The sequence below is a fragment of the Pseudomonas alkylphenolica genome, from assembly GCF_000746525.1.
Taxonomy (GTDB): domain Bacteria; phylum Pseudomonadota; class Gammaproteobacteria; order Pseudomonadales; family Pseudomonadaceae; genus Aquipseudomonas; species Aquipseudomonas alkylphenolica.
In genome coordinates, this window is sequence record NZ_CP009048.1 from 1,731,281 (window position 1) to 1,754,077 (window position 22,797).

Sequence of the window (22,797 nt, forward strand, 5' to 3'; positions counted from 1 at the left end):
CGCCCGGCCAAGCCAGAGCTGGCAGGCGGGCGACCTGAGCTTTTCCAACACAGTTAGTGGAGAGATCACCTTGGTAGAGTACGTAGTTTCCCTCGATAAGCTCGGCGTCCATGATGTAGAGCATGTGGGGGGCAAGAACGCATCCCTCGGCGAGATGATCAGTAACCTCGCGGGCGCCGGTGTATCGGTCCCCGGCGGCTTTGCCACTACGGCTCAGGCGTACCGTGATTTTCTCGAGCAGAGTGGGCTGAACGCCCAGATCCACGCCGCGCTCGACGCGCTGGATGTCGATGACGTCAATGCCCTGGCCCGTACCGGTGCGCAGATCCGTCAGTGGATCATGGAAGCCGAGTTCCCCGAGCGTCTGAACGCTGAAATTCGCACCGCTTTTGCTGAAATGTCCCAGGGCAACCCGAACATGGCCGTCGCCGTGCGTTCCTCGGCCACCGCCGAAGACCTGCCAGACGCTTCGTTCGCCGGTCAGCAGGAAACCTTCCTGAACATCCGTGGCGTCGAAAACGTCATCCGCGCCGCCAAGGAAGTGTTCGCTTCGCTGTTCAACGACCGCGCCATTTCCTACCGCGTGCACCAGGGCTTCGACCACAAGCTGGTGGCCCTGTCGGCAGGCGTGCAGCGCATGGTGCGTTCGGAAACCGGTACTGCCGGCGTGATGTTCACCCTCGACACCGAATCGGGTTTCCGTGATGTAGTGTTCATCACCGGCGCCTACGGCCTGGGTGAAACCGTCGTACAAGGTGCGGTCAACCCGGATGAATTTTATGTCCACAAAGGCACGCTGGAAGCCGGCCGCCCGGCCATCCTGCGTCGCAACCTGGGCAGCAAGGCCATCAAGATGGTCTACGGCGAAGAAGCCAAGGCCGGTCGTTCGGTCAAGACCGTTGATGTCGACAAAGCCGACCGCAGCCGTTTCTGCCTGAGCGACGCCGAAGTCAGCGAGCTGGCCAAACAGGCCATGATCATCGAGAAGCACTACAAGTGCCCGATGGACATCGAGTGGGCCAAAGACGGCGATGACGGCAAGCTGTACATCGTGCAGGCGCGTCCGGAAACCGTGAAGAGCCGTTCCCAGGCCAATGTCATGGAGCGTTACCTGCTCAAGGAAACCGGCACCGTGCTGGTTGAAGGCCGTGCCATCGGCCAGCGTATCGGCGCCGGCAAGGTGCGGATCATCAAAGACGTCTCGGAAATGGACAAGGTCCAGGCTGGCGACGTGCTGGTATCGGACATGACCGACCCGGATTGGGAGCCGGTAATGAAGCGCGCCAGCGCCATTGTCACTAACCGTGGCGGGCGTACCTGCCACGCGGCGATCATCGCCCGTGAACTGGGTATTCCGGCAGTGGTCGGTTGCGGCAACGCCACCCAGCTGCTCAAAGATGGCCAGGGCGTGACCGTTTCCTGCGCCGAAGGCGATACCGGTTTCATCTTCGAAGGCGAGCTGGGCTTCGACGTCCGTCAGAACTCGGTCGATGCCATGCCAGATCTGCCGTTCAAAATCATGATGAACGTCGGCAACCCGGACCGTGCGTTCGATTTTGCCCAGCTGCCCAACGCCGGTGTCGGCCTGGCGCGCCTGGAGTTCATCATCAACCGCATGATCGGCGTGCACCCCAAGGCGCTGCTGAACTATGCCGGCCTGCCTGCCGAGCTGAAAGAAAGCGTCGACAAGCGTATCGCCGGTTACAGCGATCCGGTCGGCTTCTACGTCGAAAAACTGGTTGAGGGCATCAGTACCCTGGCGGCGGCGTTCTGGCCGAAGAAGGTCATCGTGCGTCTGTCGGACTTCAAGTCCAACGAATACGCCAACCTGATCGGCGGCAAGCTCTACGAGCCGGAAGAAGAAAACCCGATGCTGGGCTTCCGTGGCGCCTCGCGTTACATCAGCGAAACCTTCCGTGACTGCTTCGAGCTGGAGTGCCGTGCACTCAAGCGCGTGCGTAACGAAATGGGTCTGACCAACGTCGAGATCATGGTGCCGTTCGTGCGCACCCTGGGTGAAGCCAGCCAGGTCGTCGACCTGCTTGCTGAAAACGGCCTGGCTCGCGGCGACAACGGTCTGCGCGTGATCATGATGTGCGAGCTGCCGTCCAACGCCATCCTCGCCGAAGAGTTCCTCGAATACTTCGACGGCTTCTCCATCGGTTCCAACGACCTGACCCAGCTGACCCTGGGCCTGGACCGCGACTCGGGGATCATCGCTCACCTGTTCGACGAGCGTAACCCTGCGGTCAAGAAGCTGCTGGCCAACGCCATCCAGGCTTGTAACAAGGCTGGCAAGTACATCGGCATCTGCGGCCAGGGCCCATCCGACCACCCGGACCTGGCCAAATGGCTGATGGAGCAGGGCATCGAAAGCGTCTCGCTGAACCCGGATTCGGTACTCGAAACCTGGTTCTTCCTGGCTGAAGGCCAGGCTGCGAACTGAGGCGTTGAACCGGAACCTTCACATGGCCTTCGCTGGCCGGTGAAGGTTCCGACCGTATTCCAGGGCGTGTTCCAGTGATGGTTCCCGCCCTTTTTCGTGCAAGAAACCTATGCAAAGCAGCAGTTCTCTATTTCCCGTGGCCTTGCTCAGTGCCGAGCGTCGCGGTGATCTGAGCGAAGACGTCTACCGGATCAAAGCCGGTAACAGCCCGGATCGTACCGTTGAGCTGGCGGTCACCCGTCTTGGTCTGGCTGACCAGTCCGAGGTGCGCGGCGCCCCGGTGATTTTGCTGCACGGCAGCTTTTCCAATCGGCGCTTCTGGTATTCGCCCCGGGGTGTTGGCCTGGGTGCCTACCTGGCGCGCGCCGGTTTTGATGTGTGGATTCCGGAAATGCGCGGCCACGGTCTGTCGCCGCGCAACCGCGCTTATCGATATAACCGTGTTGCCGACTATGCCCGTTACGATTTGCCGGTCATCGCCGCCTTTGTCAGTGAACAGTGCGGCCGTGCCGCGCACTGGGTCGGCCACTCTCTGGGCGGCACTACGCTGGCCGCCGCACTCGGCGGTCAGTACCTGACGGCTGAGCAGGTGGCCAGTGCGGCGTTTTTCGGCACTCAGGTCAGTCGCACCTACTGGCCGCTGAAATTACCGCCAGTGGAGTGGGGCGGGCGCCTGTTGCTCAAGCGCTTCGGGCAGATTTCCGGCTCGCGGCTCAAGCGCGGCCCGGAGGACGAGCCGATTGGCCTGGCCCTGGAAAGCATGCGCTGGTTCGGTCTGTTCGGCCGTTTCGGCGACAAGGATCGCGACTGGTGGGCCGGGCTGGCTGAAGTCGATGTGCCGGTGCTGGCGGTAGGCGCGGCTGGCGATCATCAGGACCCGGTGTGGGCCTGTCGCAAGCTGTTTGAGCAGTTGGGCGGTGAGCACAAGCAATTCGTTCGCCTGGGGCGCGAAGAGGGCTTCGACAACTTCGGGCACATCGACATGCTGGTCAGCAAGCCCGCGCAGACGCAGGTATGGCCGCTGGTTGAGCGCTGGCTGCACAACCCCATGGCTGCTTTGCTCAATGATACTGCGCAGCAGGTGACCGGATCGGCGCCGACGTGTAGCCTTGAGCCTAAAGCGTGATCGCTGGGCCTCGTTAACTGATTTGAAACTGTGACATCCCTTTGTCTTGGCAACCGACAGGAGTTTCCCATGCATTATCTCACCCCCGATCTGTGCGACGCCTACCCGGAACTGGTGCAGGTACTGGAGCCGATGTTCAGTAACTTCGGTGGCCGCGATTCCTTCGGTGGTGAGATCGTCACCATCAAGTGCTTCGAGGACAACTCGCTGGTCAAGGAGCAGGTTGACCTGGATGGCAAGGGCAAGGTGCTGGTGGTCGACGGTGGCGGTTCGCTGCGTCGCGCCCTGCTCGGTGACATGCTCGCCGAGAAAGCTGCCAAGAACGGCTGGGAAGGCCTGGTGATCTATGGCTGCGTGCGTGACGTCGATGTCCTGGCACAGACCGACGTTGGCGTGCAGGCCCTGGCCAGCCACCCGATGAAGACCGACAAGCGCGGCATCGGTGACCTCAACGTGGTGGTGAACTTTGCCGGGGTGACGTTCCGCCCGGGTGAGTACATTTACGCAGACAACAATGGTGTGATTGTCTCGCCAAGTCCGCTTAAAATGCCGGAATAAGCACTGAAACCGCGAAGTGGAGCAGGAATGTTCGAGGAAGAAAACGCGCAGTGGGGGTTGGTGCATGCCCTGGTGCTCGATGGTAAAGGCGGTGCGCGTTCGATTGCTCGAACTGAACTGGACGACCTGCAGCTGCAGCCAGAGCAGAGCCTCTGGCTGCATTGGGATCGCAGCCATCCCCAGACCCGGACCTGGCTGCGCCGCGACAGCGGCCTGAGCGAGTTCGCCTGCGACCTGCTCCTCGAAGAAAATACCCGCCCACGCCTGTTGGCCTTGCCAGAAGAGCAGATGCTGCTGTTTTTGCGCGGGGTCAACCTCAATCCGGGCGCAGAGCCCGAAGACATGGTCTCGGTACGCATTTTCGCCCAGGCACAGCGGGTGATTTCCCTGCGCTTGCGGCCATTGCGCGCCAGTGACGAGCTGTTGCAGCAACTGGCCGAAGGCCGTGGCCCGAAGACTGCCTCCGAACTGTTGCTTAGCATGGCGCAGCTGCTGACCGAGAAGGTTCAGGCGCTGCTCAGTGATCTCTCGGAAGTGGTCGACCTGGAAGAAGAGAAGCTTGAAGCCGACCAGAGGTACGCGCCGGAGCAGGCTTCCTTGCAGCAGATCCGCCGCCGTGCCGCCGGTCTGCGCCGCTTTCTCGCGCCGCAGCGCGAGCTGTACGCGCAATTGGCGCGCAACAAGTGGAGCTGGTTCGCCGAAGACGATGCCGATTACTGGAACGAGCTGAACAACAGCCTGATTCGCTATCTTGAAGAGCTGGAGCTGACCCGTGAGCGGGCGGCGCTGGTGCTGGAAAGCGAAGACCGTCGGCGTGCTGAGCGCATGAACCGGACCATGTACCGCTTTGGCATCATCACCTGTATCTTTTTGCCCATGAGTTTTGTCACCGGGCTGCTGGGCATTAATGTCGGCGGAATTCCGGGATCGGAAAGCCCCTATGGTTTTCTCTTCGCCAGCCTGCTGGTACTGGCGCTGGCGCTGGGGCAGTGGTGGTTGTTCCGCCGGCTGCGCTGGGTGTGATCCGGTGCATTTCGTGAACAATCAGTCATTAACTGTCTGCCCGGTTCATGTGACCCGTGCCGGGGCGACCTCGTCTTTGACAGATATTGCGCGAGGTGCCCATGCACGATCCGTTTGAAGAATCCCTGCGAGACCTGCTCAAGGCATCACCGTCCGGGCGCGAGCGCGACGACGATGCCTGCCTTGGGCGTGTCCTGAAAACCGCCAACCGTCAGGTGGGTGCGGGCGATCTGTTCAGCCTGCTTGGCCGCTGGAGCCAGGCGTTGATGATCGCCGTGAACAATGGTTCGGCGCATGTAGCGCCGGTCCGCCGCAACGCTACCGCTCGTAAAGCTGATAAGGCCGATTGAATATGGAACTTAATCTCTGGACCCAGAGCTTGCTCACCGCGATGACCGCGCTGTGGACCAAAGTGGCGAACTTCATCCCCAATCTGTTTGGCGCCCTGGTTGTGGTGCTGCTCGGTTTTGTCGTGGCCAAGCTGCTCGACACCTTGCTCTCCAAACTGCTGGCCAAACTCGGTCTGGACCGCCTGATGGGCGGCACCGGCCTGACCAAGATGCTGGATCGGGTCGGTATCCAGGTGCCGATCTCGACGTTGATCGGCAAGATCGTCTACTGGTTCGTGTTGCTGATCTTTCTGGTCTCGGCGGCTGAATCCCTTGGTCTTGAGCGCGTTTCGGCAACCCTGGACATGCTCGCGCTGTACCTGCCGAAGGTGTTCGGTGCGGCACTGGTGCTGCTGGCGGGCGTGCTGCTGGCACAACTGGTCAACGGCCTGGTGCGCGGCGCCGCCGAAGGCATCGGCCTGGAGTACGCCGCCGGCGTCGGTCGTATCGCCCAGGGCCTGGTGATTATCATCAGTATTTCGGTGGCAATCAGCCAGCTCGAGGTCAAAACCGACCTGCTGAACCATGTAATCGTCATCGGATTGATTACCGTTGGTCTGGCCGTTGCCCTGGCGATGGGCCTGGGAAGCCGCGAAATTGCCGGGCAGATTCTGGCTGGAATCTATGTCCGGGAGCTCTATCAAGTGGGCCAGCAAGTGCGGGTTGGAGAGGTCGAAGGGCAGATCGAGGAGATCGGCACGGTCAAGACGACCCTGCTGACTGATGACGGCGAGCTGGTCTCGTTGTCCAACCGGATTCTTCTCGAACAGCGAGTCAATAGCCGCTAACCGGGTAAATCCTGCTAATGTATGCCGCCGCAAAATTGCCCCAGGCAGGGGTAAGCGGCGACATTGACCTGACTGTCGGCCAGATTCGTTTTGAATAAAGTTCACTCGCTGCCCATGCGTTACGACCCCCGCGAGCTCACTGATGAGGAGTTGGTGGCGCGTTCGCATGAGGAGCTTTTTCATGTTACTCGCGCGTATGAGGAGCTCATGCGGCGCTACCAGCGGACTCTTTTTAACGTGTGTGCACGTTATCTAGGGAACGATCGGGATGCTGATGATGTCTGTCAGGAGGTGATGCTCAAGGTGCTCTATGGTTTGAAGAACTTCGAGGGCAAATCGAAGTTCAAGACCTGGCTCTACAGCATCACCTATAACGAATGCATCACCCAGTACCGCAAGGAGCGGCGCAAGCGTCGACTGATGGATGCCTTGAGTCTTGATCCACTTGAGGAGGCCTCGGAAGAGAAGGCGCCGAAACCGGAAGAGAAGGGTGGGCTGGATAAATGGCTAGTGCATGTTAATCCGATTGACCGGGAAATTCTGGTGCTACGATTTGTCGCAGAGCTGGAATTTCAGGAAATCGCCGATATCATGCATATGGGCCTGAGCGCAACGAAAATGCGGTACAAACGTGCGCTAGACAAGCTACGTGAGAAATTTGCGGGCCTTGCTGAAACTTAGAAGCACGCAAATATCTCTAACGTACCGGCAAGTTCTGCTAGACTTGCCGTCGAGTTGTCCCCCGGATGTTGGTGGGACTGCTTAACTATCACCAGATGGGGATTTAACGGATGAAATTGAAAAACACCTTGGGCTTGGCCATTGGTTCTCTTGTTGCCGTAACTTCGCTCGGCGCTCTGGCACAGGGCCAAGGCGCGGTTGAGATCGAAGGTAACGTTACCAAGCAGTACTACGATAGCGAGCGCAATTTCAAGAACGACGGCACCAACCCTGGTGTTCGCCTCGGTTACTTCCTGACCGACGACCTGTCGCTGGACCTGGGCTACAACGAGACTCACAACGCTCGTGGCGAAGTCTTCAACAAAGACATCAAAGGTTCTAAAGCCAAGCTCGACGCTACCTACCACCTGGGTACCGTAGGCGACGCAGTGCGTCCTTACGTTTCCGCTGGTTTCGCGCACGAGAGCCTGGGCCAGGCCACCAACAACGGTCGTGACCACTCCACCTTCGCCAACCTGGGCGCCGGTGCCAAGTGGTACATCACCGACATGTTCTTCGCCCGTGCTGGCGTTGAAGCCATGTACAACATCGACAACGGCAACACCGAGTGGGGTCCAACCGTCGGTCTGGGTCTGAACTTCGGTGGTAGCGGTGGCAAAGTTGCTGCTGCTCCTGCTCCAGTTGCTGAAGTCTGCTCCGACAGCGACAACGACGGCGTCTGCGACAACGTTGACAAGTGCCCTGACACCCCAGCCAACGTTACCGTTGACGCTGACGGCTGCCCGGCTGTTGCCGAAGTCGTACGTGTTGAGCTGGACGTCAAGTTCGACTTCGACAAGTCGGTCGTCAAGCCAAACAGCTACGGTGATATCAAGAACCTGGCTGACTTCATGAAGCAGTACCCACAGACCACCACCACTGTTGAAGGTCACACTGACTCCGTCGGTCCTGACGCTTACAACCAGAAGCTGTCTGAGCGTCGTGCAAACGCCGTTAAGCAGGTTCTGACCAACCAGTACGGCGTAGAATCGAGCCGTGTTGAGTCGGTAGGCTACGGTGAAACCCGTCCGGTTGCTGACAACGCCACCGACGCTGGTCGCGCTGTTAACCGTCGCGTAGAAGCACAAGTAGAAGCCCAAGCCAAGTAATTGGTAAGCGCTTCACGGAAAAGCCCGGCCTAGGCCGGGCTTTTCTTTGCCTGCTCGGTGGGAGCGGGCTTGCCCCGCGATACGATGTGACTGTCAGCCCGCAATCGCGGGGCAAGTCGAGTCGTCGCACCGCCGCTCCCTCCGGGCTGCCACTTCGCCGATCACCAGTATCGCCGGGCTGCTGAGTTTGAAGCGCGCAGCGTCCTCGCATAGCTGAACCAAGGTGCTGCGTTGTTCGCGCTGCTGGGGCAGGGATGCGTTCTCGATCATCGCCACCGGCGTGTCGGCTGCCAGGCCGCCTGCCAACAGGCCTTGCCGGACCTCTTCGAGTTTGCTCACGCCCATGTACACCACAAGGGTGATGCCACCCTGGGCGAGCGCCTGCCAGTTCAACGGGCTGTCATCCTGAGTGTGTGCGGTGACCAGGGTCACGCCCCGGCTTACGCCGCGCAAGGTCAGGGAAATGCCGCATTGGGTTGCCCCGGCAAGGCCGGCGGTAATGCCATTGACCAGTTCAGTTTCGATACCATGAGTCTGCAGCCAGGCAGCTTCTTCACCGCCACGCCCGAAAATGCACGGGTCGCCGCCCTTGAGCCGGGCCACACAACGGCCCTGGCGGGCGTAGCGCAGCATCAGACGCTGGATGAAGGCCTGGGGTGTGGAACGGCATCCGCCGCGTTTGCCTACGGCAACCACGCGCGCCTGAGGGCAGTGGGCGAGGATCTGCGGGTTGACCAGGTCGTCGATCAGGACCACCTCGGCTTCAGCCAGGGCACGCACGGCCTTGAGGGTCAGCAGTTCCGGGTCGCCAGGACCTGCACCAATCAGCCAGACTTTCGCATTCATCGGGTATTCCTCATCGGCAAAGGATGCCGTCAGCCTTTTAGCAGGCAGATCAGCAGGATCAGGTTGAGTAACAGCGACAGCAACGCCAGGCCGCGCCAGACCTTCAGTGGCTCGCGTTCGAGCAGTGGTCGAGGGCGTATGCTCAGGTGCTGGCGTTCGCTTTGTTCGAGCAGCAACAGCCATTGCTCGGCGGTTTCAAAACGTTGTTGCGGGTCGGCGAGCAATGCCTGGGTCAGGTTGTGCTCCAGCCATTCAGGCAGGTCTGGGCGGTAGCGCGCGGCGCTGGTGGGCTGGACAAAGCGTGGGCGCTGGAATGCTTCGATTTCGCCATAGGGGTAGTGACCGGTCAGCAGGTAGAACAGCGTCACGCCGACGCTGTACAAATCTTGCCGGGCGCTGGGCGGCTCGCCGCCGAACGCTTCCGGGGCAATGAACGGCGGGGTGCCGGGGAGTTCGTGGGCACGGTCTTCAGAGAGTCCGGGGCAGAAGGCCAGGCCAAAATCCAGCAGGCGCAGCTGGCCATCGTCACCCAGGTGCAGGTTCTGCGGTTTGATATCGCGATGGAGGATGTTGCGCCGGTGCAGCATGCCCACGGCCTGCAGCAGTTGCTGGGCAAGCGCCTGCCAATCCGCCAGCGGCAAGGGACCGGTACGGGCGAACAATTGCTCCAGGGTCTGGCCCGGGTATTCACGCATCAGGTAATACAGGTGCTGGCGTTGGCTGGCCGGGTGTACTTCGGGGAAATAACGCCCGGCAACCCGGCGCAGGAACCACTCTTCGAGCAGCAGGCTTTGTAGTGCGCCAGGTTCATCCTTGCGCTGCTCGGGCAGGGTTTTCAGCAGCCAGGCGTGTTGCTGATTGTCGTGAACCCGGTACAACAGGGACTGCCGGCTCTGGCTGAGCGCCTGCTCGACCGTCCAGCCATCGATCGATTGGCCGCTACGCAGGGGACCTGGCAGCGGCCATTGCTGCAGTTGCGCCAGGGAATCGCCGAGGTTGCTCGCACCCAACTGATCAATCCGCACCAGCAATGCGCTGGCGTTGTCCTGGCTGCCGCTGTGATGGGCCGAACTGACCAGCGTGTGCGCCGCGTCCTGCAAGTCAATCTGTTCGCGCAATACCGCCCTGATTTGCGATTCGCTGAGGCTGGCCCAGACGCCATCGCTGAGCAGGACGAAGCATTCACCAGCGTGCAGATCGCCTTCGAGGTAGTCGACCTGCAGGTGTTGATCCAGGCCCAGGGCGCGCTTTAGCACATGCTGCATGCCTGGCTGGTCCCAGACGTGATCCTCGCTGATGCGCTGCAACTGGCCGGCGGCCCAGCGATAGATGCGGCAGTCGCCGACATGCGCGAGGGTGAAGCGCCGACCGCGTAGCACCAGGGCGCTGAGGGTGGTCAGTAGTGGCTGGCCACCACCATTGGCGCGCAGCCAGCGATTCTGCGCCAGCAACAGGCGGTCGAGCGCCTGGGCCACGCCCCAGGTAGGCGGCGTGGCGTAATAGTCCAGAGCTAGCGCCTGCAGGCTCGCCCGCGCGGCCAGGCCGCCGTCGGCGCACTGGCTGACGCCGTCGGCGAGGGCGAACAGATAGCCCTTACTGGCAGCCAGTTCCGGATTGGGTGTAACCAGGCGCAAGGCATCCTGGTTCTCTTCTCGAGGCCCGGTGGCGCTGGCTTGCGCAAAGCTCAGTTGCAGGCTCATGGCGCTGCCTCAGACCCGCGCCGCGGTGACAGCGGCCGAGCCCCAGGTGGTGCGCCAGCGTTGTTTCACGCCGTACAGGCCGAACCAGGCCAGCACACCGAGGCTGGCAAACAGCCAAAGCCCCAGTTGATAGTCGCCGCTGTGTTGTTTGATTGCGCCAAGGCCGGCGGCCAGGAGGAAACCACCGATACCGCCGGCCATGCCGATCAAGCCGGTCATCACGCCGATTTCCTGGCGAAAACGCTGCGGTACCAGTTGGAACACTGCGCCATTGCCAGCACCAAGACCGAGCATGGCACTGACGAACAACGCCAGTGCCGCCACCGAGCTTGGCAGGTTGAAACCGACCGCAGCAATACAGATGGCTGCCACGGTGTACATCGCCAGCAGGGTACGGATCCCGCCAAAGCGATCGGCCAGGGCGCCACCCAGAGGGCGCATCAGACTGCCGGCGAACACGCAGGCGGCAGTGTAGTAGCCGGCAGTGACCGGGCTCAGGCCGTACTGGTCGTTGAAGTAGCCGGGCAGGGCGCTGGCCAGGCCGATGAAGCCGCCAAAGGTGACGCTGTAGAAGAACATGAACCACCAGCTGTCGCGATCACCCAGGGCTTTGAGGTAATCGGCCATGGCCTTGGGCTTGGGGCGTTGCGGGGCATTGCGCGCAAGCAGGGCGAACAGCGCCAGGGTCAGCACCAGCGGCACCACGGCAAAGCCGAAGACATTGTTCCAGCCAAAACTGGCGGCCAGGACCGGCGCCAGCAGCGCGGCGAATACGGTGCCGGAGTTGCCCGCGCCGGCAATACCCATAGCCTTGCCCTGGTGCTGGGCCGGGTACCACTGCGAAGCCAGTGGCAGGGAGACGGCAAAGGAAGCGCCGGCGACGCCGAGGAACACACCCAGCAGCAGCGCCTGTTCATAGCTGTGTATGCCCAGGTTCCAGGCGCAGAACAACGCAATGATGACGATCACCTGGCCAATCAGGCCGGCGGTTTTCGGTGACAGGCGGTCTGCCAGGATGCCCATCGCGAAACGCAGGATGGCGCCGGCGAGGATCGGTGTGGCAACCATCAGCCCGCGTTGCTGGGTGGTCAGTTGCAGGTCGGTGGCAATCTGCACCGCCAGGGGGCCGAGCAGGTACCAGACCATAAAGCTCAGGTCGAAGTACAAAAAGGCGGCGAACAGCGTGGGAATATGCCCGGACTTCCAGAAACTCGTATTCATCGAACACCTCGTTGAACGTTGCACTGCAGGTCGCGCCCTCAAGGGGCAGAAACGCAAAAGACGCCGCCTCCCGGCCCGCTGTTGCGAGGGGGATGCGACGTCTTTGTCGTGAAGGGGCAACCGCCGTTGGCTACCTGTACGATAGATTCAGCAATATCCGGGCCAGCATCGCGGGGCAAGCCAGCTCCCACCGGTGGGAGCTGGCTTGCCCCGCGATCTAGGTGTCGAGCAAATCACTCATGGCGATGATCTGTTCGGCCACCTGGATCAGCTTCTGTTGCTTGCTCATGGCCTGGCGACGCATCAGGGTGTAAGCCTGTTCTTCGTTGCAGTCCTTCATTTTCATCAGCAGCCCCTTGGCCAGCTCGATGCGCTTGCGCTCGGCCAGTTGCTGGTCGCGGGCTTGCAGCTGGGCCTTGAGCGCCTGGTCGCTTTCGAAGCGGGCCATGGCCACGTCGAGGATTGGCTGCAACCGCGCCGCATGGATGCCTTCGACGATGTAAGCGCTGACCCCGGCCTGGATCGCCTGGCGCATCACGCTCGGATCGTGCTCGTCGGTAAACATGACAATTGGCCGTGGCCGGTCGCGACTGACCAGGATGACTTGCTCCATCACATCCCGGCCCGGTGACTCGGTATCGATCAGCACCACATCCGGACGCACCGTTTCGACGCGTGCCGGCAGGTCGATGATCAGCCCTGACGCTTCGATGACTTCGAAGCCGGCTTCAACCAGTGCGGCCTTCAGGCGCCCGACTTTCTTTTCGGTGTCGTCGATCAACAGGATTCGCAGCATCATGGCATCTCCTTCAGCGCGTGAAGGGCAAAGCTGCGGGCGTAGCCAGCGGGGTCGCTGCCATCCCAATAGCTGCCATCGATCAACTGGCTGCGGCGCATGTTCTGCTCGGTACAAGGCACACCGATGGCCGTGGCGGCGTCGCGGTACAGCGCCAGTTGCTGCACCTGGCGCGCCACGCCGAGGTAGTCGGGGTCTTCGCGCAGCAGGCCCCAGCGGCGGAACTGGGTCATGAACCACATACCGTCGGACAGGTAGGGCAGGTTGGCCCGGCCGTTGTCGTGCAGGCGCAAGGCGTGCGAGTCGTGCCAGTGATTGCCAAGGCCGTCGTGGTAGGCGCCGAGCAGGCGCGGTTCGATGCTGTTCAAGGGTGTGTCCAGGTAGGCCTGGCCGCTCAGCAGTTGGGCAGTGCTGCGACGGTTTTCCGGGCTTTGCTCGATGAAGCGGCTGGCGGCCAGAATCGCTTTGACCAGCGCTCTGGCGGTGTTGGGGTATTGCTCGACGAAGGCGCGGGTACAGCCGAGGACTTTCTCAGGGTGGTCAGGCCAGATCGATTGGCTGGTCGCCAAGGTGATTCCCTGGCCCTGCTCGACGGCGTCGGCCGACCAGGGTTCGCCGACACAGAAACCGTCAATGCGCCCGGCTTGTAGATGAGCAAGCATCTGCGCCGGTGGCACTACAACGCTGTTGACGTCATGCAGTGGGTGGATGCCCTGGCTGGCCAGCCAGTAATACAGCCACATGGCGTGAGTGCCGGTCGGAAAGGTCTGGGCAAAGGTGAGTTTTGTCCTGCTTTGGTGCACGAAACGCTCCAGCGCCTCGGGACGGGTCACGCGCTGACGCTGCAGCGCCGCCGACAGATTGATGCCTTGGCCATTCTGATTGAGCCCCATCAGCACCGCCATGTCGGTGGCTCCGGTGCCGCCAATGCCCAGGTGCACGGCATAAATCAGCCCATACAGGCTATGGGCGGCGTCCAGCTCGCCGCTGACCAGCTTGTCGCGCAGGCCGGCCCAGGAACTCTGGCGCTTGAGGTTCAGGCTCAGGCCATAGGGCTGGGCAAAGCCCTGGGTCGCGGCAACCACTACCGAGGCGCAGTCGCTCAGGGCCATGAAGCCGATGTCCAGGCTGTGCTTTTCCGGCGCATCGCTGCCGTTGACCCAGGCCAGTGGAGTCGTGGGGGTATCGTTGTTCACAGTATCGCGCCTGTGTCGAGGGTCAGGCCGTGCCGCTTGCGTGGCCGGTATCAAGCGTCAACAAAGCAACGCATATGCCAAGGCGGCGCTGTCCCCCGGACGGCGCCACCTATATAATCGCCCCCTCACTCACGCCGAGCTAAGCCCGCCCATGTATACCCTGGCCCGCCAGTTGCTGTTCAAGCTCTCCCCGGAGACCTCCCATGACCTGTCCCTGGACCTGATCGGCGCCGGTGGCCGCCTGGGCCTGAACGGGCTGCTGACCAAGGCCCCGGCCTCCTTGCCGGTGACGGTCATGGGCCTGGAGTTCGCCAACCCGGTGGGGCTGGCGGCAGGTCTGGACAAGAACGGTGCAGCCATCGATGGTTTTGCCCAGCTGGGTTTCGGTTTTGTCGAGATCGGCACGGTCACGCCGCGTCCGCAGCCGGGCAACCCCAAGCCGCGCCTGTTCCGCTTGCCACAGGCCGAGGCGATCATCAACCGCATGGGCTTCAACAACCTGGGTGTCGATAACTTGCTGAACCGCGTGCAGGCGGCGAAATATCGCGGCGTGCTGGGCATCAATATCGGCAAGAACTTTGATACCCCGGTCGAGCGCGCGGTGGACGACTACCTGATCTGTCTGGACAAGGTCTACGACCATGCCAGCTACATCACCGTCAACGTCAGCTCGCCCAATACCCCGGGCCTACGTAGCCTGCAGTTCGGCGACTCGCTCAAGCAGTTGCTCGATGCCCTGGCCGAGCGCCGCGGGCAACTGGCTTCGCAGTACGGCAAGCATGTACCGTTGGCGATCAAGATCGCTCCGGACATGAGCGACGAAGAAACCGCTCTGGTGGCAGCGGCGCTGGTTGAGTCAGGCATGGATGCGGTGATTGCCACCAACACCACGCTGGGCCGTGAAGGTGTCGAAGGCTTGCCTCATGGCGACGAGGCCGGTGGCCTGTCGGGCGCGCCGGTACTGGAAAAGAGCACGCATATCGTCAAGGTGCTGTCGGGTGAGCTGGGTGGCAAGTTGCCAATCATCGCCGCCGGGGGCATCACCGAGGGCAAGCATGCGGCACAGAAGATCGCCGCCGGTGCCAGCCTGGTGCAGATCTATTCGGGGTTCATCTACAAGGGGCCTGCGCTGATCCGCGAAGCGGTGGACGCCATTGCTGCCATGCCGCGCTGAAACGCAGGCATAAAAAAGGGCCCCTTGAAGGGGCCCCTGGGCCTTAGCCCGCCGCCCGGATGGGGCGCGCATGGTGAATGAATTCAGATCCTCGTTCAGCCAACGGCGTGAAGTTCGTTGAGTCTGTGAATACCCGCAGTGCCGGTCATACCGTCCCAGTTGTCGCCGCGTCCTTCACGCCAGCCATTGATCCATGCCTGGCGTACAGACGGTAGAGTAAAAGGGCAAAGCTCGCGGGATTTGCCGGTGACCCCATATTGGTAGCCACGTGAAAATGCTCGTTCCAACGGATCACGCTTAAGTCTTCTCATAGGGTGTTGCCCTCACTTGTTGACTGTAATGTCCCGTCGGCCTCTAGGAGGCCGGGCAGAATCGTTCTGCCGGTTTGCGCTCGCTGCCGGCGTCGCGAGCGAAAGTGTTGCCCCGTTGCGGTGACAACCTGAGATGAGTTCTAACCAATGCACGACACAGTGTGAATGATCGTTTTGTCATAAGGACGTAACCTTTCCTAGGGTCAAAGGATAAGTAAATAAATGCGTCAGGCCTGGATCCGACGCAAAGCCCGCTATGATCAGGGTTTGATAAGAATTGAAGTCGCTTGGCGAGCGCCGGGTGATAATTTGTAACAAGGCAGTCAATACGACGAAGGGTCATTTTTCCCCTGTCAGTCGTGAATTTTTCATTCTGCCCGGCGATCAAAGACTTTTCTGCCCCAGGCAAAAGGTCAGGTTGCCCGGGTGGCCCGGCACTCACCGCAGTGCCATTCGAACGCTCGCTGGAAAGGCGTTCGATTAAACATCGGAAGGCGATGCGCTTGCCCTCCACTTATTGCTCAAAGCACTGGATACCTCATGTCGGACCGTTTCGAACTCTACCTAACCTGCCCCAAAGGTCTTGAAGGCCTGCTCGCCGAAGAGGCCCGCGGCCTGGGCCTTGAAGAGGTGCGTGAACACACCTCGGCCATCCGCGGCTCGGCCGACATGGAAACCGCCTACCGCTTGTGCCTCTGGTCACGCCTGGGCAACCGCGTGCTGCTGGTGCTCAAGCGCTTCAACATGAAGAACGCCGACGACCTGTACGATGGTGTGCACGAAGTCGAGTGGCAGGACCATCTGGAAGCCAGCGGTTCGCTGGCCGTGGAGTTCAGCGGCCATGGCTCGGGTATCGACAACACCCATTTCGGCGCCCTGAAGGTCAAGGATGCCATTGTCGACAAGCTGCGTACCCGCGATGGCGAGCGTCCTTCGGTTGACAAGCTCAACCCTGACTTGCGCGTGCATCTGCGTCTGGACCGTGGTGAAGCAATCTTGTCCCTGGACCTGTCGGGCCACAGCCTGCACCAGCGCGGTTACCGTCTGCAGCAGGGGGCTGCGCCGCTCAAGGAAAACCTTGCCGCCGCCGTACTGATCCGTGCCGGCTGGCCGCGTATTGCCGCCGAAGGCGGTGCGCTGGCTGACCCGATGTGCGGTGTGGGTACTTTCCTGGTGGAAGCGGCGATGATCGCCGCCGACATCGCCCCCAACCTCAAGCGTGAACGCTGGGGCTTCAGCGCCTGGCTTGGCCATGTGCCGGCGTTGTGGCGCAAGCTGCACGACGAAGCGCAGGCGCGGGCGCAGGCCGGTCTTGCCCGTCCGCCGTTGTGGATTCGTGGCTACGAAGCCGATCCGCGGCTGATCCAGCCGGGCCGCAACAACGTCGAGCGTGCCGGTCTTAGCGACTGGGTGAAAATCTACCAGGGCGAGGTAGGCAGTTTCGAGCCGCGTCCAGACCAGAACCAGAAGGGCCTGGTGATCTGTAACCCGCCCTATGGCGAGCGTCTGGGTGATGAAGCCAGCCTGCTGTACCTCTACCAGAACCTCGGCGAGCGTCTGCGTCAATCGTGCCTGAACTGGGAAGCAGCGGTGTTTACCGGCGCCCCCGACCTGGGCAAGCGCATGGGTATTCGCAGCCACAAACAGTATGCGTTCTGGAACGGCGCGCTGCCGTGCAAGCTGTTGCTGATCAAAGTGCAGCCCGACCAGTTCGTCACTGGCGAACGTCGCCAGCCCGAGCGTGACGCTCAGGGTAACGAAGAACAGCGTTCGCCGGCAGCTGTTGCCAGCGAGCCGGCACGCTTGAGCGAAGGCGGGCAGATGTTCGCCAATCGTCTGCAGAAAAACCTCAAGCAACTGGGCAAGTGGGCCAAGCGCGAGCAGGTCAGTTGCTATCGTCTGTATGACGCTGACATGCCTGAGTACGCCCTGGCCATCGACCTGTATCAGGACTGGGTACACGTCCAGGAATACGCCGCACCGCGTTCGATCGACCCGGAGAAAGCCCAGGCCCGCCTGTTCGATGCCCTGGCCGCAATTCCCCAGGCACTGGGCATCGACCAGAGCCGGGTGGTGGTCAAGCGTCGCGAGCGTCAGAGCGGTACCCGCCAGTACGAGCGCCAGAGCACCCAGGGCCAGTTCCTTGAGGTCAGCGAAGGTGGCGTCAAATTGCTGGTCAACCTGACCGACTACCTGGATACCGGGCTGTTCCTCGATCACCGGCCGATGCGCATGCGTATCCAGCGTGAGGCCGCCGGCAAGCGTTTCCTCAACCTGTTCTGCTACACCGCGACCGCCAGCGTGCATGCGGCCAAGGGCGGTGCACGCAGCACCACCAGCGTCGACCTGTCCCGGACGTACCTGGACTGGGCACGGCGCAACCTGTCGCTCAATGGCTTCTCCGACAAGAACCGTCTGGAGCAGGGTGATGTCATGGCCTGGCTGCAAGCGTGCCGTGATGAGTTCGACCTGATCTTCATCGATCCGCCGACCTTCTCCAACTCCAAGCGTATGGAAGGTGTATTCGATGTCCAGCGTGACCATGTCGAATTGCTCGACCTGGCAGTAGCGCGTCTGGCACCGGGCGGCGTGCTGTATTTCTCCAACAACTTCCGCAAATTCCAGCTCGACGAACGTCTGGCCGAACGTTATGCGGTAGAGGAAATCAGCGCGCAGACCCTGGATCCGGACTTCGCCCGTAACACCAAGATTCATCGGGCATGGCGCATTCAGGCACGCTGAAGACGATCTTCTCCCAGGCCTCGGATTGCTTCATTAGTGGCTAATGGCTATAACTGAAGGAGGACCTGGGAAACGCTGCATGCTGGCGTTATGAGTGTTATCAACTATGTCGATGCATGGCGTTCGTCCAAAGATGCTCGGCTTCGTCAGCGAAGAAGTGTCCGCCTGGTTGGTTGCCCTTGTGGCACTGGTGGCTGGCGGACTGTTGACCGCGTTTCTGGCGTTGGCAACCTACGAGTTGTACCAGCAACAGTTGCGCCAACGCTTCGAGCTGCTGGCCAGTGAGCGTTACAGTCGTATCGAAGAACGCTTCGAGGATCAGGTGCAGCGCCTGGATGGGCTGCGCCGGTTCTTCGTCTTTGCCACTGAAATAACGTTCGAAGAATTCAATGGTTACGCACGGCCCTTGCTGCACCGTACCCAGGCCTATTCCTGGGCACCGCGGGTGCCGGGGCCGGCCCGCCAGGCCTTTGAGCAACGCGCGAGTCAGGTGCTTGGCCGTCCCTACGAAATCCAGCAACTGACGGATGACGGCAGCTTGCGCGTATCACCCGTGCGTCCGATCTACTACCCGGTGCTGTTTACCCAGACCTTGGGCCTGCAGCGCCAGCCGCTGGGTCTCGACCTGCTTTCCCAGGCCCTGCGTCAGGACACCCTGCAACGCGCCGCGAAGCCTGGCAGCATGGCTGTCTCTGCGCCGCTCAACCTTACCGATGTAGAGCCTGCGTACGCCCGCGGTATTCTGATGGCGGCGCCAGTGTTCGCGCCACTTGATCCTGACCCGCAGCCGCGGGGGTATGTCATGGCGGTGATCAGTATGCGGCAGCTGATGGCCGAGGGGCTGCCCAACGCGGCCCAGGACAACCTGGTGGTGCGTATTCGTGACCTGTCCGGGCCGGACAGCCAGCATGAGGTACTGTTCCAGTCGGATAACCGGGGTGCCTCCTCAACGCTGGCCGCCAGTCATCTGTTGCACTTGGCCGACCATGACTACCAGCTCGATATCCGTCCAAGTCTGGCGTTCATGCAGGCCAACCGCTCTTCGGCAGTCCCCGCCGTGGTGTTTCTGGGTGGTTTGCTCAGTGTATTGCTCAGTGCCTTGCTGTTCAGTCTATTCAGCCAGCGTCAGCGCGCCCTGACCCTGGTCGAGCAGCGCACTGGCGAGCTGCGCATCAGTGAGCAGTCGCTGCGTGATACCCACAATCAGTTGCGCAGTGTGCTGGATGCGGCGACTCAGGTCGCGATCGTCGCTACCAACCTGCGTGGCGTGATCAGCACGTTCAATGCTGGCGCCGAACGCATGCTGGGCTACAGCAGTGCCGAAGCGGTCGGCAGCCTGACCCTTGAGGCACTGATTTCGCCCCAGGAGCTGCACCAGCGGGCCCGGGACTTGAGCCAGCGCTATGGCCGTGAAATCACCCCGGCCCAGGCAATGTTCGCGCAAACCGTGCAGGAAGGGGGCAAAGAGGCGGGTGAGTGGACATTGCAGCGTAAAGACGGCAGCCATCTGCTGGCCAACATGCTGGTGACGGCAGTGCTCGATGAGCATGGCCTGTGGGTCGGTCACCTGGCGATCTGCATCGATGTCACTGAGCGCAAGCGTGTGCATGAAGCCCTGGCGGCCCGCGACCGTTTGCTGGACAAGCTCAGTGCCGAAGTGCCTGGCGGTATTTACCAGTTTCGCCTGCGTCTGGATGGCAGCTCATGCTTCAGCTATGCCAGTGAATGCGGATTCCACGCCATCCGGCCACCCAGTCCGCTCTCATCTGGCCAGGCATTCCAGGGCCATCTGGCCACCTGTTCCACGGCCATCCGGCCGGGCAGTCGGAGCGCAGCGACGCAGGGGTGGCATTGTTAGTCCGGGTTGGCTGGCGTCGTCAATTTCTGCGTCCGTTTGCGCATTGATTCACCCTTCAGATTGATCCGGTAAGCGTTGTGCACCAGGCGGTCGAGGATAGCGTCGGCCAGGGTCGGATCGCCGATCAGTTCGTGCCAGTTGTCCACCGGCATCTGGCTGGTAACGATGGTCGAGCGCTGGCCGTAGCGGTCGTCCAGTAGCTCCAGCATGTCGCGCCGCTGTTCGGCGGTGAACGGGGCCAAGCCCCAGTCATCGAGGATCAGCAGGTCGGTCTTGGCGTAGCTGCTCATCAGCTTGGCGAAGCGCCCGTCGCCATGGGCCAGACCCAGTTCTTCCAGCAAACGCGGCAAGCGCAGGTAACGCACGCTGTAGCCTTCTCGGCAGGCCTGGTGGGCCAGGGCGCAGGCCAGCCAGGTTTTACCGACACCGGTGGGGCCGCCGATGATCAGGTTGAGGCCGTCGCGTAGCCACTGGCCGCCGCTCAGTTGCAGGATCAGCGCCTTATCCAGCCCGCGCGGGCTGCGGTAGTCGATGTCTTCGAGGCAGGCGTTGTGCTTGAGCCGGGCCTGGCGCAGGCGGCTGCTCAGGCGCTTGTCGTCGCGTTCAGTCAGCTCGCGGTCGACCAGCAGGCCGAGGCGTTCCTCGAAGCTCAGGCTGTCGATGTCCGGGGTTTTCAGTTGTTCGTTCAGCGCCTTGAGCATGCCGTGCAGGCGCAGGGTTTGCAGCTTGTCCAGGGTCGGATGGGGCAGCATGGTGGGATTCCTTGTGTTCAGTGGTAGTAGCCGGGGCCGCGCAGGTTGGCGTGGTCGTCCGGCAGCAGGGGCAGGTGCTGCTGGGCCAGCGGCAGGTTCTCCAGCCCCTGGCGCAGGATCGATTCGAGGCTCTTGTAGCTGCACGTGCCGAGGCTGATGGCGCGACGGCAGGCCAACTCCAGGCGCACTTCGCCGTGGGTTTTGCCCAGGCGCAGGATGCCCAGGCAGGCCCGGTAGCCCTGCTGCGGATGGATGCGCCGTTCGAGGATGTGCCGGATCACGCCGGCGGTGTTCGGCCCGGTCTGCTCGGCCCAGCGGATCAGCCGTTGTGGCGTCCACTCGGCATGCTCGCGATGGCTCTTGGGCATGTGCTCGGCCTGCGTGCTGTGCCGGCCCTTGTGCATTGAGCGCAGGTGGCTGGCCACTCGCTGGTTGGCGTGGAAACACTCGACGGTGCGCGCCGTCAGGCGCACCTCCAGCTGCTTCTTCACCAGTTGATACGGCACCGAGTAGTAATGCCCATCGACCTCGACGTGGTAGTCGATGTGCACCCGCGCTTTCTTCCACTCGGCGTAGACGTAGGGTTGCTCCGGCAGGGGGCGCAGCGCCGGACGATCCAGGCTGTCGAAGGCCGTCTGGCGCGAGCCCGGCAGCTTCTTGAACGGGCGTTGGTTGAGCCGCTCCAGCAACACGGAGATGGCGCTGTTGAGTTCGTCCAAGGAGAAGAACTGACGGTTGCGCAGGGCCGCGAGGATCCAACGCTCGACCACCTGCACGCCGACTTCGGCCTTGGCCTTGTCGCGCGGTTTGCGTGCCCGCGCCGGCACCACCGCCACTCCGTAGTGCTCGGCAAGGTCGCGGTAGCTGGGGTTGATGTCCGGCTCGTAACGATGGGCCTTGCTCACCGCGCTGCGCAGGTTGTCCGGCACCACGATCTCCGGCACGCCGCCGAGGAAGGCGAAGCAACGGGTATGCGAGCCTAGCCAGTCCGGCAGCTGCTGCGACCAGGTGGCTTCGGCGAAGGTGTAGCTGGACGCGCCGAGCACCGCGACGAACACCTGCGCCTGGCGGATCTCGCCGCTGTGGCGGTCGATAACCGGCACCGTCTGGCCGGCATAGTCGACGAACAGCTTCTCGCCGACGCGGTGCTCCTGACGCATCACCACGTCCAGCTTGCCCTGCCAGGCCCGGTAGTGCTCACAGAACCAGCTGTACTGAAAGCCCTGCGGCTGGCTCAGGCGGTACTCCTGCCAGAGCAGCGCCAGGGTCACCCCGGGGCGGCGCAGTTCGGCATGCACCCATGCCCAATCGGGTAAAGGCCGCTTCTCGCTGGCAACCGCCGGGGCCGGCGGGAACAGTTGCTGCTCCAACTCGGCATCGGACAACGAACAGGGCCAACTGAGACCACTGGCGGCAAAACGATTGAGGTAGTCGCCGACGGTGACACGACCGACCTGCACGCTGACCGCAATCTGGCGAGCTGATAGTCCGACCTCGAACTTGAGACGTAGTACTTCGCGAATCTTACGCATGGATAAACGCTCCACGACGACCTCTCTGCTTCGAAAAAGAGGTCGATGGTAGTGAAGAAATCCTGCGTAGCTGCCTGCCCGGTTGAGTGGCCGGATGGCCGTGGAATCAGTGGCCGGATGCGCGTGGAATGGGTGGCCGGATCAGCGTGGAATCGGTGGTCAGATGCTCATGGAATGGGTGGCCAGATGACCGTGGAATCCGCACGCAGCCTGTGCCAGCGCATCAGTCAGCGTCTGCGCCGCACCGATGTGTTTTGTCGTCTGGGCGGAGAGGAGTTCATGGTCTTGTGCCCGGGCAGTAACGCCGAGCAGGCGCACTCGCTGGCCCTGGAATTGTGGCAGGGGGTGCGCAGTGTCGTCGTCGAGGGGGTTGGGCAGGTCACTGCCAGTTTTGGCGTGGCCGGCTGGCGCCCGGGGGAGGGCGCCGATGCCTTGTTGCTACGCGCCGACTCCGGCGTCTATGCGGCCAAACAAGCTGGCCGCGACCGGGTCGAGGCAGAACTTTCCTGA

18 protein-coding genes and 2 pseudogenes are annotated in these 22,797 nt (G+C 62.0%); 12 read left to right on the plus strand and 8 right to left on the minus strand.

Annotated elements, in window-relative coordinates:
• Positions 1–70 precede the first annotated feature (70 nt).
• The 8 genes from ppsA to PSAKL28_RS08115 all read left to right on the plus strand — a co-directional run bounded on the left by ppsA (position 71) and on the right by PSAKL28_RS08115 (position 8,159).
• Positions 71–2,446 carry a phosphoenolpyruvate synthase gene (ppsA, locus tag PSAKL28_RS08080; protein ID WP_038608793.1) on the plus strand — a complete coding sequence of 792 codons (2,376 nt, stop codon included), beginning with the start codon at positions 71–73 and terminating at the stop codon, positions 2,444–2,446.
• Between the two features lie 109 nt (positions 2,447–2,555).
• A complete protein-coding gene (locus PSAKL28_RS08085) occupies positions 2,556–3,572 on the plus strand; it encodes an alpha/beta fold hydrolase (protein ID WP_038608794.1) in 1,017 nt (338 codons plus the stop codon).
• Positions 3,573–3,641: 69 nt separating this feature from the next.
• Positions 3,642–4,130 (plus strand): ribonuclease E activity regulator RraA, encoded by a 489-nt coding sequence (gene rraA / locus PSAKL28_RS08090; protein ID WP_038608795.1) that lies wholly within the window; start codon positions 3,642–3,644, stop codon positions 4,128–4,130.
• Between the two features lie 27 nt (positions 4,131–4,157).
• Positions 4,158–5,153 carry a divalent cation transporter CmaX gene (cmaX, locus tag PSAKL28_RS08095; protein ID WP_038608796.1) on the plus strand — a complete coding sequence of 332 codons (996 nt, stop codon included), beginning with the start codon at positions 4,158–4,160 and terminating at the stop codon, positions 5,151–5,153.
• Between the two features lie 95 nt (positions 5,154–5,248).
• A complete protein-coding gene (locus PSAKL28_RS08100) occupies positions 5,249–5,503 on the plus strand; it encodes a CrfX protein (RefSeq protein WP_371261983.1) in 255 nt (84 codons plus the stop codon).
• Between the two features lie 2 nt (positions 5,504–5,505).
• On the plus strand, positions 5,506–6,330 hold the full coding sequence (locus tag PSAKL28_RS08105; protein ID WP_038608803.1) for a mechanosensitive ion channel family protein: 825 nt from the start codon (positions 5,506–5,508) through the stop codon (positions 6,328–6,330).
• Positions 6,331–6,444: 114 nt separating this feature from the next.
• Positions 6,445–7,011 carry an RNA polymerase sigma factor SigX gene (gene sigX, locus PSAKL28_RS08110; protein ID WP_036990388.1) on the plus strand — a complete coding sequence of 189 codons (567 nt, stop codon included), beginning with the start codon at positions 6,445–6,447 and terminating at the stop codon, positions 7,009–7,011.
• Between the two features lie 110 nt (positions 7,012–7,121).
• A complete protein-coding gene (locus PSAKL28_RS08115; protein WP_038608805.1) occupies positions 7,122–8,159 on the plus strand; it encodes an OmpA family protein in 1,038 nt (345 codons plus the stop codon).
• A 93-nt stretch (positions 8,160–8,252) separates the two neighbouring features.
• On the opposite strand, the gene cobA is transcribed toward PSAKL28_RS08115, so the two are convergent.
• The 5 genes from cobA to PSAKL28_RS08140 form a co-directional block, all read right to left on the minus strand.
• Positions 8,253–9,005, minus strand: a complete 753-nt coding sequence (gene cobA, locus PSAKL28_RS08120) for a uroporphyrinogen-III C-methyltransferase (RefSeq protein WP_051939214.1) — start codon at positions 9,003–9,005, stop codon at positions 8,253–8,255.
• A gap of 29 nt (positions 9,006–9,034) precedes the next feature.
• On the minus strand, positions 9,035–10,705 hold the full coding sequence (locus PSAKL28_RS08125; protein WP_038608807.1) for a bifunctional protein-serine/threonine kinase/phosphatase: 1,671 nt from the start codon (positions 10,703–10,705) through the stop codon (positions 9,035–9,037).
• 9 nt (positions 10,706–10,714) lie between these two features.
• Complete coding sequence (locus tag PSAKL28_RS08130) at positions 10,715–11,926, minus strand: nitrate/nitrite transporter (RefSeq protein ID WP_038608809.1); 1,212 nt, start codon at positions 11,924–11,926, stop codon at positions 10,715–10,717.
• A 217-nt stretch (positions 11,927–12,143) separates the two neighbouring features.
• Positions 12,144–12,722 carry an ANTAR domain-containing response regulator gene (locus tag PSAKL28_RS08135; protein ID WP_038616330.1) on the minus strand — a complete coding sequence of 193 codons (579 nt, stop codon included), beginning with the start codon at positions 12,720–12,722 and terminating at the stop codon, positions 12,144–12,146.
• Positions 12,722–13,918: a CmpA/NrtA family ABC transporter substrate-binding protein gene (locus PSAKL28_RS08140; protein WP_038608811.1), complete on the minus strand. Its 1,197-nt coding sequence runs from the start codon at positions 13,916–13,918 to the stop codon at positions 12,722–12,724. Before PSAKL28_RS08140 ends, PSAKL28_RS08135 begins: the two co-directional genes overlap by 1 nt.
• A 151-nt stretch (positions 13,919–14,069) precedes the next feature.
• Here PSAKL28_RS08140 and PSAKL28_RS08145 point away from each other — a divergent pair, with 151 nt between their 5' ends.
• On the plus strand, positions 14,070–15,092 hold the full coding sequence (locus PSAKL28_RS08145; RefSeq protein ID WP_038608813.1) for a quinone-dependent dihydroorotate dehydrogenase: 1,023 nt from the start codon (positions 14,070–14,072) through the stop codon (positions 15,090–15,092).
• Between the two features lie 95 nt (positions 15,093–15,187).
• Here the strand turns inward: PSAKL28_RS08145 and rmf are convergent, their stop codons facing one another.
• Positions 15,188–15,403 (minus strand): ribosome modulation factor, encoded by a 216-nt coding sequence (rmf, locus tag PSAKL28_RS26760; protein WP_010223328.1) that lies wholly within the window; start codon positions 15,401–15,403, stop codon positions 15,188–15,190.
• Positions 15,404–15,943: 540 nt separating this feature from the next.
• Here rmf and rlmKL point away from each other — a divergent pair.
• Both rlmKL and PSAKL28_RS08155 read left to right on the plus strand, forming a co-directional pair.
• On the plus strand, positions 15,944–18,145 hold the full coding sequence (gene rlmKL / locus PSAKL28_RS08150; RefSeq protein WP_038608815.1) for a bifunctional 23S rRNA (guanine(2069)-N(7))-methyltransferase RlmK/23S rRNA (guanine(2445)-N(2))-methyltransferase RlmL: 2,202 nt from the start codon (positions 15,944–15,946) through the stop codon (positions 18,143–18,145).
• Between the two features lie 106 nt (positions 18,146–18,251).
• A pseudogene (locus tag PSAKL28_RS08155) lies at positions 18,252–19,871 on the plus strand (CHASE domain-containing protein); the annotation flags it as partial.
• A gap of 128 nt (positions 19,872–19,999) precedes the next feature.
• On the opposite strand, the gene istB reads toward PSAKL28_RS08155, so the two are convergent.
• Together istB and istA are read right to left on the minus strand one after the other, a co-directional pair.
• A complete protein-coding gene (gene istB / locus PSAKL28_RS08160; RefSeq protein WP_003290589.1) occupies positions 20,000–20,755 on the minus strand; it encodes an IS21-like element ISPpu7 family helper ATPase IstB in 756 nt (251 codons plus the stop codon).
• A 17-nt stretch (positions 20,756–20,772) separates the two neighbouring features.
• Complete coding sequence (gene istA / locus PSAKL28_RS08165) at positions 20,773–22,287, minus strand: IS21-like element IS1491 family transposase (protein WP_019364253.1); 1,515 nt, start codon at positions 22,285–22,287, stop codon at positions 20,773–20,775.
• 204 nt (positions 22,288–22,491) lie between these two features.
• Between istA and PSAKL28_RS08170 the strand changes: the two are divergent.
• A pseudogene (locus PSAKL28_RS08170) lies at positions 22,492–22,797 on the plus strand (GGDEF domain-containing protein); the annotation flags it as partial.